This window comes from Flavobacterium sp. MAHUQ-57, assembly GCF_051908335.1.
Classification (GTDB): Bacteria; Bacteroidota; Bacteroidia; order Flavobacteriales; family Flavobacteriaceae; genus Flavobacterium.
In genome coordinates, this window is record NZ_JBPZTE010000007.1 from 1,309,148 (window position 1) to 1,322,167 (window position 13,020).

The following is a 13,020-nucleotide window of genomic DNA, read 5'->3' on the forward strand; positions in this document are numbered from 1 at the left end:
GGCGCAACTTTTGTTATACATTTGACGAAAATTTTACATTGATGAATATGAAAATTAGGAATTTTACTTTACTGTTAATCATGTTGATAGCTTCTGGAATGGCAGCTCAGTCCAAGAAAATGGGCGTCCATACCATTGCTTTTTATAACCTTGAAAACTTTTTTGACACCGTTAATGATCCTAAGATAAATGATGAAGATTTTATCTATACTCCGGAAAATTATGCGAAAAAGATTGACAATTTAGCTAGGGTAATCTCAGGTTTAGGGACTAGTGATGTCCAAAAAAATGCTCCTATAGTGTTAGGGGTTTCCGAAATTGAGAATAGAACCGTTTTGGAAGATTTAATCAAACATCCATTATTGATTCAATTAGGCTTCGGAATAGTTCATTTCGATTCGCCAGACCGTAGAGGTATCGATACTGGGTTTTTATACCAAAAGAAATATTTTCAACCGACTAGCTATCAGAATTATCCTTTGATTATTTCTGATGATATGACAGATAAGAAAGTAAAGGAAAAAGAAAAGGATAAAGTTGAAGATTCAGATGATAATGCTGTTGATAGTGCTACAAAAAGAATTTATACTCGTGACCAAATCTTAATGACAGGAAAACTAGATGGTGAAGAAATGAGTTTTATCGTGAACCACTGGCCTTCAAGAAGAGGTGGGGAAGCAAAAAGTAGTCCGTTACGTGAAGCGGCTGCGGCTTTGAACAAAAAATTAATCGATTCGCTACAGAAGATCAATCCTAAAGCTAAGATTTTTACTATGGGTGATTTGAATGACGGTCCTTTCAATAGAAGTATCAAAGTTATTTTGGGTGCCAAAGGTGATGAAAAAGAGGTAAAACCACTTGGTTTGTACAATCCAGCTGAGAAAATGATGAGCAAAGGAATCGGTACTTTAGCACACCGTGATGCTTGGGATTTCTTCGATCAAATTATTATTTCAGAAGCGTTGTTACCTAAAAATAATGATTTTTCAACTTGGAAATATTGGAAAGCTGGAGTCTACAATAAGCCATTTATGATTCAGCCAACGGGTCAATACAAAGGATATCCATTACGAAATTCAAACGATGGACCTGGTTTTTCCGATCACTTTCCGTCGTATATCTATTTGATTAAAGAATTCAAATAATACCTTAAATCCCGATTCTTCGGGATTTTTTATTTCTTAACTTTACCCTAAAAATAAGTCATGTCAATAGCGAAACCTTTCAACTTAAACAAGTGGATAGATGAGAACCGACATCTCCTGAAACCGCCTGTAGCGAATAAAAATCTGTATGTGGATTCCGGAGATTATATCGTAATGATTGTTGGCGGACCCAATGCCAGAAAAGATTATCATTATAACGAAACCGAGGAGTTGTTTTATCAACTCGAAGGTGAAATTACCGTTTACATTCAAGAAAATGGTCGTAAAAAAGCAATGCAACTTTCCGCCGGGGATATGTATTTGCATCCGGCAAAAGTACCTCATTCACCCAATCGTACAGTGGGCTCCATTGGTTTGGTCATCGAACGCAAACGCACCGAAGGGAAGGACGGTTTATTGTGGTTTTGCGACAACTGTAATCATAAACTGCATGAAGTCTATTTCGGTTTGGAAGACATTGAGAAAGATTTTTTACAGCATTTCAAGGATTTCTATACCTCAGAGGAGAAAAGAACTTGTTCGGAATGTGGTACTGTAATGGAAGCCGATTCTCGATTTATCAAGTAGCCATTTCCTGCTTTTCGTTTTAGTTTTTTTGTAAAAAGCACAAAATTGTAAACGGTGCAGGAGCTCCTACTGTCGCTCTGCAAAGTTTCAATTTCCAGGCTTTTCACTTCAAAAAGCTATCACTTTAATCAGGGCTAAATATTCAAAAAAAAGCATACATTTGCACGAAATATAACAAATCAACTTAAAAAAGTTACAATGTCAACAATAGCGCAACAATTCGGAATTACCGAGGCCTTACAACAATTAGGTATTAAAGAAATAAACTTGGGATCTTCTACAGGTTCCAACTGGTTTGCTAATGGCGAAATCATCGAATCCTTCTCTCCGGTTGACGGAAAATTGATCGGAAAAGTACAAGCTTCAACTGCAGCAGATTACGAAAAAGTAATGCATGCAGCAACTGAAGCGTTCAAAACGTTCAAAGTAATGCCAGCTCCAAAAAGAGGAGAAATCGTTCGTCAGTTTGGTGAAAAACTAAGAATTCACAAAGATGCATTAGGGAAATTGGTTTCTTATGAGATGGGGAAATCTTTGCAAGAAGGTTTAGGTGAAGTACAGGAAATGATCGATATCTGTGATTTCGCAGTTGGTCTTTCTCGTCAGTTGCACGGTTTAACGATGCACTCTGAGCGTTTCGGTCACAGAATGTATGAGCAATATCACCCACTTGGAGTTGTAGGAATTATTTCTGCGTTCAACTTCCCGGTAGCAGTTTGGGCTTGGAATACAGCATTAGCTTGGATCTGTGGTGACGTTTGTGTTTGGAAAGCATCAGAAAAAACACCTTTGTGTTCTATTGCTTGTCAAAACATTATCGCTGAAGTACTAAAAGAAAATAACTTACCGGAGGGTATCTCTTGTATCATTAATGGAGACTACAAAATTGGAGAGTTAATGACGCACGATAAGAGAGTTCCATTGGTATCTGCAACAGGTTCTACACGTATGGGTAAATTAGTTGCTCAAGCTTGTGCAGCTCGTTTGGGTAATTCTTTATTGGAATTAGGTGGAAACAACGCGATTATCGTAACTCCAGACGCCGATATCAAAATGACAGTTATCGGAGCCGTATTCGGAGCTGTGGGAACAGCGGGACAACGTTGTACTTCGACTCGTCGTTTGATTATTCATGAAAGTATTTATGATAAAGTGAAAGATGCGGTTGTAGCGGCTTATGGTCAGTTACGTATTGGAAATCCTTTGGATCAAAATAACCACGTAGGGCCACTTATTGATAAAGATGCGGTGGCAGCGTATAACAATGCATTGGAAAAAGTAGTAGCTGAAGGTGGAAACATTATTGTAGAAGGTGGAGTTCTTTCTGGTGAAGGTTACGAAAGTGGTTGTTATGTGAAACCAGCTATTGCTGAAGCTCAAAACCATTTCGAAATCGTTCAGCATGAAACCTTTGCGCCGGTATTGTACTTATTGAAATACAGTGGTGATGTTCACAATGCTATTGAAGTACAAAACGGAGTAGCACAAGGATTGTCTTCTGCAATTATGACAAATAACTTACGTGAGGCGGAAGCATTCTTATCTCACGCTGGTTCAGATTGTGGTATCGCTAACGTAAATATTGGTACTTCAGGTGCTGAAATCGGTGGTGCTTTCGGTGGTGAAAAAGAAACTGGTGGAGGCCGTGAGTCTGGATCTGATGCTTGGAAAGTTTACATGAGAAGACAAACCAATACAATCAATTATACTACAGATTTGCCGTTGGCACAAGGAATTAAATTTGATTTATAATTCTTTGATTTTTAATAAATTAAAGCGCTGCAATTTTGTAGCGCTTTTTTTATATCCCTTATTTTAGGGAGTATTATTTTTCCTTACAGTCGTTAATCGGATTATCAAAACATCTTATCGAAAACTCTTACCAAAAAGTGTTAAGAAGGAATTTAATGTATAATTTTATTCCAAATACCACACCCATTTTATTGTGAATTACTAAGAATTCAACTTTCTGTTTCGGCAACTTCAAATGCTGAACAATTCTTTTATTATCCTCTTAGTGTTCAGTTAATCAGCTTTCAATACTATTATTAACTAAAAAAAAATCGATTATGAAGATAACTCGACTTTTATTCTTATTGTGTATTTGCACGTTCAGAAGCTTTGGGCAAGATTGTGGTTTTTCGTTCACTTTAAATGCCGATGCTACCGATATATGTCCCAACGGATCAGTAAACATTACTATGTCTGACAGTGAGACTGGTATTGACTACAACTTAGTTGACGTCAGTACAAACAGCACAATTGCTACCATTGCCAATTCTCCGGGAGGTACCATTACTTTCAATGGTGTTTTTCCCTCTGCAAGCACTACTTACAAAGTAACGGCAGGCAATCCAGTGGTTTGTGATTATGCTGCATTTACTACATCGGTTACAGTTTATTCTTTACCTGATATGGTTTTGTCCTCAGTAAGCGAAAATCAAACGGTTTGTATCAATGCGCCATTAGTTGACATTAGCTTTAGTGTAACCAACGCCACAGGAGCGTCAGCAAGTAATTTGCCTCCAGGCGTAACCGGGAATTATGATTCTGGAACTGGAATTTATACGATTAGTGGATCGCCAACTGTTTCAGGAACTTTTAATTATACTGTTACTACTAGTGGTGGTTGTAATCCATCAGATTCATTGGGTGGTACAATTACTGTAACCCCGGCGATGACTTTGGCCTTAACTTCGGCGAATAACAATCAAACCCGTTGTGTTAATGCGGCAATTGCAAATATCACCTATGCAGTAGGCAATGCAACTGGGGCTTCTGCTAGTGGTTTACCAGCGGGAGTAACCGGAAGTTATAATTCAGGTACAGGTGTGTATACGATTAGTGGATCGCCAACTGTTTCAGGAGCTTTTAATTATACCGTGACTACCAATGGTGGTTGTAACCCATCTGCTACTTTAGGTGGTACATTTACTGTAACCCCAGCAATGACTTTGGCTTTAACTTCGGCCAATAACAATCAAACCCGTTGTGTTAATGTGGCAATAGCAAATATCACCTATGCTGTAGGCAATGCAACTGGGGCTTCTGCTAGTGGTTTACCAGCGGGAGTAACCGGAAGTTATAATTCAGGAACGGGTGTTTTTACTATAAGTGGAGCTCCAACTGTTACTGGATCATTTAATTATACCGTAACTACCAGTGGAGGTTGTACTCCGGCAGCATCTTTAGGCGGAACAATAACAGTTCCTCCAGCAATGAGTTTGTCTTTGACATCAAGTAATAATAATCAAACTGTTTGTATCAATGCAGCGATTGCTAATATAACTTATAATGTTGGTAATGCGACAGGAGCTTCGATAAGTGGCTTACCTGCAGGAGTCTCCGGCAATTATAGCGGAGGAATATTCACTATCAGTGGAACACCAACGGTTTCAGGAACGTTCAATTATACTGTAACTACCAGTGGAGGTTGTACTCCAGCAGCATCTTTAGGTGGAACTATAACGGTAACGCCAGCGATGACAATTGCTTTGACTACAGCCAATAACAACCAGACAGTTTGTATCAATTCTTCTATTACGAATATTAGATATTCAATTGGAAACGGTACTGGGGCATTAGTGGTGGGTTTACCTGCTGGTCTTTCCGGAACTTATAATCCAGGACCTGGAACCTATACGATTAGCGGAAGTCCAACCGTATCCGGCACATTTAACTACACCGTAAGTGCAACGGGTGGTTGTAATAATCCTCCAGCTACATTAGGTGGAACGATAACGGTAACACCAGCCATGTCATTGGCTTTAACATCAGCCAATAATGTTCAAAACCGTTGTATTAATGTTGCCATAGGAAGTATTACTTACACTGTTAGCAATGCAACAGGCGCTTCAGTAACCGGTTTGCCTGGCGGGGTGACCGGAAGTTATAGCGGGGGTCTATTTACAATTAGTGGAACTCCAACTGCTTCGGGAACATTTAACTACACAGTGACTACAAATGGCGGTTGTAATCCTGCTGCATCTTTAGGAGGAACGATTACAGTAACACCAGCCATGACTTTGTCGTTAACATCGGCAAATAATAATCAAACTGTTTGTATCTCTACTGCACTTGCAAATATTAATTATAACGTTGGTAATGCTACAGGAGCTTCGGCGAGCGGATTACCATCTGGGGTGGTTGGTAATTATAATGCAGGAGTTTTTACAATTAGTGGTGTACCAACAGTGTCGGGAACTTTTAATTATAGCGTGACTACAAGTGGCGGTTGTAATCCTGTTGCTTCTTTGGGAGGTACTATTACAGTTACTCCGGCGATGACTTTGGCCTTGACTTCTGCGAACAATGTTCAAACCCGTTGCATCAATGTAGCGATTGCTAATATAACGTATACTGTAGGGAATTCGACCGGAGCTTCGGCAAGTGGTTTGCCTGCGGGGGTTACCGGCAATTATAGCGGAGGAACATTTACTATCAGTGGAACACCAACAGTTTCAGGAACTTTTAATTATAGCGTGACTACAAGTGGCGGTTGTAATCCTGTTGCTTCTTTGGGAGGTACTATTACAGTTACTCCGGCGATGACTTTGGCCTTGACTTCTGCGAACAATGTTCAAACCCGTTGTATCAATGTAGCGATTGCCAATATTACGTATAATGTGGGTAATGCGACAGGAGCTTCAGCAAGTGGTTTGCCTGCGGGTGTTACCGGCAATTATAGCGGAGGAATATTCACTATCAGTGGGACACCAACAGCATCCGGAACATTTAACTATACAGTGACAACCAGTGGTGGATGTAATCCGGCAGCTACTCTAGGAGGTACTATTACGGTTACTCCGGCTATGACTTTGGCCTTAACTTCAGGTAATAACAATCAAACCCGTTGTATCAATGTAGCGATTGCCAATATTACGTATTCGGTTGGCAATTCGACCGGAGCTTCGGCAAGTGGTTTGCCTGCGGGTATAACCGGCAATTATAGCGGAGGGATATTTACTATCAGCGGAACACCAACAGTATCCGGAACATTTAATTATACGGTGAATACCATCGGTGGTTGTAATCCTGTTGCTTCTTTGGGAGGAACGATTACAGTTACTCCAGCAATGACGTTAGCTTTAACATCAGCGAATAATAATCAAACTCGTTGTATCAATGTAGCGATTGCCAATATTAGTTATAATGTGGGTAATGCAACTGGCGCTTCAGCAACTGGTTTGCCTGCAGGTGTAACCGGGATTTACAGCGGAGGAATATTCACTATCAGCGGAACTCCAACAGCATCCGGAACATTTAACTATACAGTGACAACAAGTGGTGGTTGTAATCCTGTAGCTTCTTTAGGAGGTACTATTACGGTTACGCCAGCAATGACATTGGCTTTAACATCAGCTAATAATAATCAAACCCGCTGTATCAATGTAGCGATTGCCAATATTACGTATTCTGTTGGTAATTCGACAGGAGCTTCGGTAGTGGGATTGCCTTCAGGGGTTAATGGGAATTATAGTGGAGGTATATTTACTATTAGTGGATCACCAACAGTTTCGGGGACATTCAATTATACTGTGACTACGACAGGTGGATGTAATCCTGCAGCTGCTTTGGGAGGTACTATTACCGTGACTCCGGCGATGACATTGACATTGACTTCAGCGAATAATACCCAAACGGTTTGTAATCGTACACCAATTGTTACTATTACCTATTCGGTAGGAAATGCAACAGGGGCTTCGGTAAGTGGTTTACCAGCAGGTGTAACTGGGAATTATAGTGCTGGTGTATTTACTATTAGTGGATCACCAACAGTATTCGGAACATTTAACTATACCGTGACAACCAGTGGCGGTTGTAATCCGGTAGCTTCTTTAGGAGGAACGATTACATCCATTCAAGAATCTATAGATGGAGCGGTAACTATTTCACAACCAGGTGTTACGCCAGTGGTTAACATCATTACATTGTGTCATTCGGGAAGTGGTACTCTTTATCTAAGTGGCCATGTGGGTGCCGTATTACGTTGGGAATATTCTTCAAATGGAGGGTTGTCATGGATAGCTGTCGACAATACTTCAGATACCTATGATTATGTAAATCTGACTCAAAGTACTGTTTTTAGGGCTGTTGTCCAAAATACCGGTTTATGTAGTATTGCTTATTCGGCAAGTTCGATGGTAAATGTTATTCCAAACGTAAAACCGAATCCAGTAGTGGCAACACCGCCAATTATTTGTAACGGACAAAGTTCGGTGCTTACTTCTCAAAGTGGATTTGCTACGAGCCAGAATCTGGCTACCGGAGGTACCTTTAACGATGCCAATCCAGGAGGATGGGGAACTGATGGTCAATTTACCGGAAACTATCTTTCTTCCAGCGGAAGTAATACTAATGAAAACCCTTTCGCGTTGAGTGCGAGTAACAATGGAACCTATTCAGGTATATTATGTGGCTCTTCCGGAAAATTCGCCATAGTGCATGGTGATATTTGGGGAGCACCAAATAACGGGACTTCTTATATGGAAACCATGGCATTTAGTACTTTTGGGTTAAGCAGTGCAAACTTACAGTTCAATCATGCTTACCGATTGTATCCGGGAGCCAATATAAAAATTGAACTTTCGTTAAATGGAGGTACATCTTATCCAATTACACTTTATACACAAACGGGATCAGCTCCTTATGTTGAACAGACACCGTTTAATATTTTCACGACTTTATTGAATTTGAATTTGGATGCTTATATCGGTCAGCCGAATATGCGAATCAAGTTTACTTATTTCTCTAACAATACAGACAGTTTATGGGTGCTGGATAACATTACGATTCCGCAAGCGCCAGTTGGTTTGACTACTGAATGGGTTGATGTGAGTACCAATACGGTCATTAGTACCACTTCGACCGCTACAGTATCACCAACTGTAACTACTACATACGCTGTTACTTCATTATTGAGTGGATGTGCTAGTACCGGACCAGAGGGAACCACTTATGTAACCGTAACCGTTAATCCAAGACCAACAGCTGCTATTGGAACATCTCATACCATTTGTAATAATACATCAACTACACTTAGTATCAATCTGACTGGAACTGGGCCATGGTCTATTACCTATAATGATGGAACTGTTAGCACTACTGTAAATAATGTAAATACGAATCCTTATATCATTACGACTCCCGTTTTAACCACTAATAAAACATATATTGTTACGGCATTAAGTGATGCCAATTGTGTGGCTGTTCCAGCAGATATTTTAGGAAGTGCGGTTGTCACAGTGTTGAATGGTACAGTTGGATTGTGGACAGGAGCTGTAAGTGATGACTGGTTTGATTGTTTGAATTGGGCAGGTGGAGTTCCAACTATAAATGATGACGCAGTAATTCCTGCAGGTGTTCCGAATATGCCAGTGATTAGTGGTGGTGGTGCCAGATCTGCATTGGCAGTTGGTCCTGCTACAGCCAGAGACTTAATAGTTAATACTAATGCGTCACTTACGATGAATAGTGGTTCTATATTGCAGATTGGTAGAAATTGGAGAAATAGCGGGGTGTTTAATTATGGAACAGGGACAGTCGAATTCGTTGGGTCAACACTCAATCAGGTTCAGTTGATTAATACTGGTATCAAAACTGATGAAGGATTTTATAATTTGACACTCAGAAACAGTAATGGAGCAAAAGGAGTTAATTTGCCTGATGCCTTCGAATTAACAGTTGAGAATAACCTAACATTGGAAAGTGGAGATTTACGTTTAACTGGTGAAGCGCAATTGGTTCAATTAGGTGAAGATTCAAATCCTTTAGTAGGAACGGGTAAATTGTTAAGAGATCAACAAGGGACTAAAAGTAGTCGCCATTATAATTATTGGTCATCACCAGTGAGTACTGACAATGTTAATTATAGTTTGGGAGCGATTTTAAAAGATGGAACCGATGTAACTACCAATCCGTTTAGCACTACTAATATTTTATTTGGCATTGGATATGACTTTGCAGATGGTCCTGTGTCCAATCCAATTAAAATTAGTACGAGATGGATTTATAAATATTCTCCATCTAGTTTAGGATATAATGGATGGATAAGTATAGCACAAAACGGATCGATTAAAGCTGGAGAAGGTTTTACCATGAAAGGTGTTGATGGAACTGCCTTAGCATCCAATTCCCAAAATTATGTTTTTACTGGAAAACCGAATAATGGAGATATTACCCTTCCTTTCGGAGCAGGTCAAAAATATTTAGTTGGGAATCCTTATGCTTCTGCTTTGGATGCCGATGAATTTATTCGTGATAATATTAAAGATGGAGGTAGAGCAACAACGAACGTTATCAATGGAGCACTTTATTTTTGGGATCATTTTGGAGGATATTCACATTACTTGGCTGATTATGTAGGCGGTTATGCAACCTATACTCTGATGGGTGGGGTGGTAGCTGTATCTAATGATCCTAATACAGCCAATACCGGTCAGACAGGTTCTAAAATACCTAAAAAATACATTCCGGTGGCACAAGGGTTTTTTGTTAGTTCTTCTACAGACAACTCATTGATTGCCAATAATCCGAATTTAATTTCGCCTATTACTGGAGGTACTTTGGTTTTCAAAAATAACCAACGAAAATTTGCAAGAGAATCTGGTGGAAATTCATTGTTTATTCGACCGGGAGAACCAATTGATGAATCAGATTCGGATGCGCGAGAAAAAATACGAATTACTTTTAAATCACCATCAGGAACCTACAGACAATTACTTTTGGGTGCTGATCCAAGTGCTAGTAGTTATTATGATTTAGCATACGATGCGCCAATGATTGATGTTAAACCGGAAGATATGTATTGGCAATTGGGTAATAGTAAATTCATTATTCAAGCATTGTCGGATTTTAATTCGGGACAAAAGGTAGCATTAGGAATCAAAATTGAAACTCCAGGTGTTAGTACCATTGCGATTGATAATCTTGAAAATATCGCTAACCATAAAGAAATTTATATTTATGATGAACTTACGGGTATCAGCCATGATTTGAGAGCCTCTAATTTTGAAATTAACTTGGAAAAAGGAGAATACTTGAACCGTTTTTCATTGCGATTTGCCAAACCAATACTAAATACGATTTCAGATGCATTGAATGTCTATTTTACCTCGGTTGATTATTCGCTTAACATTACAGGAAACAAGTCGATTGTGAAAGAAGTGTATGTTTTTGATATTCTTGGACAATTAGTTGTACAACCGGATATTGAAAATCCTTCGAACGCAAGTATCAAAATACCAATCAAACAGTTTGCTCAAGGAACTTATATTGTAAAAGTAATTTCCAATAATGGTGAGCTAACTAAAAAAATAGTATTGGAATAATAGTTGTTAGTTGATTTTTAAAATGGAAAGAGCTCTCCTTGTTTATAGGAGAGCTCTTTTTAGTGTATAAATTGATACGATTTATTTTGTTTTCTTAACGTATTGTGTCAAAATTACAATGTGTTGACCTTCCACTCTGCCTTCAATTTGATCGGCATTGTCCCAGACCAATTTGATGTTGTGCACTGCAGCACCTCTTTTTGCTGTAAAATTTGCTCCTTTTACATCCAAATCTTTAATCAATACTATTGAATCACCATCTGACAAAATATTACCATTACTGTCTTTGTGAATGATTTTTCCTTCATCATCATCGCCTTCACCTGTAGCTTTAGCCCATTCCAAAGCTTCCTCATCCAGGTACATCATATCGAGTAAATCGTTCTTTTTCAGTCGAGTTAACATTCGCCATGCCACAATTTGTACCGGTAGATTTTCATTCCACATACTATCTGATAAGCAATGCCAGTGGTTAGCATCTGTCGTTTCAGGGTTCTCTATTTGAGAAACACAGGTTTTACAGGCCAAAATGGATTGTTCTAGACTTTCGATGGTGTTAGGCGCAACATTAAATACCTGCAAATCGTGAGGATTGCCACACAATTCACACAAAGAATTGCTTCTGTCTTTAAGTTTTTTTTCTATTACGCTCATTATAAGTTGAATACCATACTAAAGTTAGCGTAAAATTGGTTGTTAAGTTCTTCAAAACCTTGAACGTTTGTATCGTATTTAGCAAAAGGAACACCGAATTCAGTTTGTAATCCGAAACCTTCCGAAAAGAAATAACGAACGCCTAAATGACCACCAAAGTTTTTTACTCCTAAATCCAAACCTGGGTAAATGTCTATTTGTTCCGGTAATGTCATAACGTTACCTATGTTGGCATTGAATCTCAATTTAGCATCAATACGATCTTTAAATTTAGGTTTAATGGTTTCGTCTGCAACAGTTACTTCTTTAACATCCAATAAATAAGAGGCAGAGAAACCGATTGAGATATTTTCACCTAAACCAAAATCAGAGCCTACATTCAAACCGGTTCCGCCGTCTTGAAAATTAGCACCAATGTGCATTTTTGTATCTCCTTTACCGGTATAAGCTTGTTGAGCATTTGCAAGAAATGCCGAGAACAAGAATACCAATGTTAAAATTTTATTGTTCATTTTTTTGTAAATTAATTCAGGGGCAAAGATAATAAGTTCCGTTTAATTTCGTCCATTTTCATTAGGGTACAATTTGTATACTGGATCGCTTTGCCAAAATTGCTTGGAATCGATATCCAAAACAGTTAATGGACCTTTAAATGCGGCGCCTGTGTCTACATTCCATACATTGGCTTTATTAACAGGAATGGTTTGTCCGATTTGAGTTACTGGTGTGTGTCCGATATAGATTTCATGGTATAGACTCAGTCTTTTAGGAAAATAAGGTGAATCTTTGGGTATCGATGGATCGAGTGATAACGCTAATTCCCATAAAGTACGGTCCCAGTAAAGCATTCTAGGGAAATGTTCTATAGTTACTCCTTTGAGGTTCGTAAATCCGGCGTGGATAAAAAGCCGATTTTGTTCGTCAATATGGTAGTTTTTTAGTTTTAATAAAAAATCAATGTGTTTTTCTTTAGACGATTCGCAGCAACTTTCATAGGCTTTCACTGTAGATTCGCCACCATGATTGTACCACATTGGGTTGTCATGATTATTTTGTAACCAGTGCAAAACCAGTTCGTCATGATTGCCTCTCATGAAAATGCAAAAATATTTTTTCTCTAAATCTATAAGAAAATCAAGTAGTTGAGGTGATTCACTCCAACCGTCTAGGTAGTCGCCCAAAAATATTAATGTGTCATTTGCCGTTATCTTAACCTGATTTAAAACTTGTTGTAAAGCTTTTAAACCACCATGAATATCGCCAATTACCAAAGTCCTTTTAACCATTTAATTGTAATTTAACAA

General features: G+C 38.8%; 7 protein-coding genes. 4 read left to right on the forward strand and 3 right to left on the reverse strand.

Translation table 11 applies throughout. The annotated features are described in order from the left end of the window. The first annotated feature begins 41 nt into the window (after positions 1–41). The 4 genes from ACS8MM_RS13900 to ACS8MM_RS13915 all read left to right on the forward strand — a co-directional run bounded on the left by ACS8MM_RS13900 (position 42) and on the right by ACS8MM_RS13915 (position 11,062). Entirely contained in the window at positions 42–1,145 is a 1,104-nt protein-coding gene (locus tag ACS8MM_RS13900; RefSeq protein ID WP_379717956.1) for an endonuclease/exonuclease/phosphatase family protein, read from the forward strand. Between the two features lie 60 nt (positions 1,146–1,205). Then, positions 1,206–1,733: a 3-hydroxyanthranilate 3,4-dioxygenase gene (locus ACS8MM_RS13905; protein ID WP_379717958.1), complete on the forward strand. Its 528-nt coding sequence runs from the start codon at positions 1,206–1,208 to the stop codon at positions 1,731–1,733. A 198-nt stretch (positions 1,734–1,931) separates the two neighbouring features. After that, complete coding sequence (gene amaB, locus ACS8MM_RS13910) at positions 1,932–3,485, forward strand: L-piperidine-6-carboxylate dehydrogenase (protein ID WP_379717960.1); 1,554 nt, start codon at positions 1,932–1,934, stop codon at positions 3,483–3,485. Between the two features lie 317 nt (positions 3,486–3,802). Continuing rightward, positions 3,803–11,062, forward strand: coding sequence for a T9SS type A sorting domain-containing protein (locus ACS8MM_RS13915; RefSeq protein ID WP_379717962.1), 7,260 nt, complete (start codon positions 3,803–3,805; stop codon positions 11,060–11,062). A gap of 81 nt (positions 11,063–11,143) precedes the next feature. Here the strand turns inward: ACS8MM_RS13915 and ACS8MM_RS13920 are convergent, their stop codons facing one another. The 3 genes from ACS8MM_RS13920 to ACS8MM_RS13930 are packed head-to-tail and all read right to left on the reverse strand — an operon-like array spanning position 11,144 to position 13,002. Next, on the reverse strand, positions 11,144–11,716 hold the full coding sequence (locus ACS8MM_RS13920; protein ID WP_379717964.1) for a PhnA domain-containing protein: 573 nt from the start codon (positions 11,714–11,716) through the stop codon (positions 11,144–11,146). Further along, the gene (locus ACS8MM_RS13925; protein ID WP_379717966.1) at positions 11,716–12,228 is read right to left on the reverse strand and encodes a DUF6646 family protein; all 513 of its coding nucleotides are present in this window, start codon (positions 12,226–12,228) and stop codon (positions 11,716–11,718) included. Before ACS8MM_RS13925 ends, ACS8MM_RS13920 begins: the two co-directional genes overlap by 1 nt. A gap of 42 nt (positions 12,229–12,270) precedes the next feature. Beyond that, the gene (locus ACS8MM_RS13930) at positions 12,271–13,002 is read right to left on the reverse strand and encodes a metallophosphoesterase (RefSeq protein WP_379717968.1); all 732 of its coding nucleotides are present in this window, start codon (positions 13,000–13,002) and stop codon (positions 12,271–12,273) included. Positions 13,003–13,020 lie beyond the last annotated feature (18 nt).

What these genes read in the sequence shown, in the direction of transcription:
- ACS8MM_RS13900 (WP_379717956.1), top strand. Translation starts at nt 42, where the DNA reads ATGAATATGAAAATTAGGAATTTTACTTTACTGTTAATCATGTTGATA.
- ACS8MM_RS13905 (WP_379717958.1), top strand. Translation starts at nt 1,206, where the DNA reads ATGTCAATAGCGAAACCTTTCAACTTAAACAAGTGGATAGATGAGAAC.
- amaB (WP_379717960.1), top strand. Translation starts at nt 1,932, where the DNA reads ATGTCAACAATAGCGCAACAATTCGGAATTACCGAGGCCTTACAACAA.
- ACS8MM_RS13915 (WP_379717962.1), top strand. Translation starts at nt 3,803, where the DNA reads ATGAAGATAACTCGACTTTTATTCTTATTGTGTATTTGCACGTTCAGA.
- ACS8MM_RS13920 (WP_379717964.1), bottom strand. Translation starts at nt 11,716, where the DNA reads ATGAGCGTAATAGAAAAAAAACTTAAAGACAGAAGCAATTCTTTGTGT.
- ACS8MM_RS13925 (WP_379717966.1), bottom strand. Translation starts at nt 12,228, where the DNA reads ATGAACAATAAAATTTTAACATTGGTATTCTTGTTCTCGGCATTTCTT.
- ACS8MM_RS13930 (WP_379717968.1), bottom strand. Translation starts at nt 13,002, where the DNA reads ATGGTTAAAAGGACTTTGGTAATTGGCGATATTCATGGTGGTTTAAAA.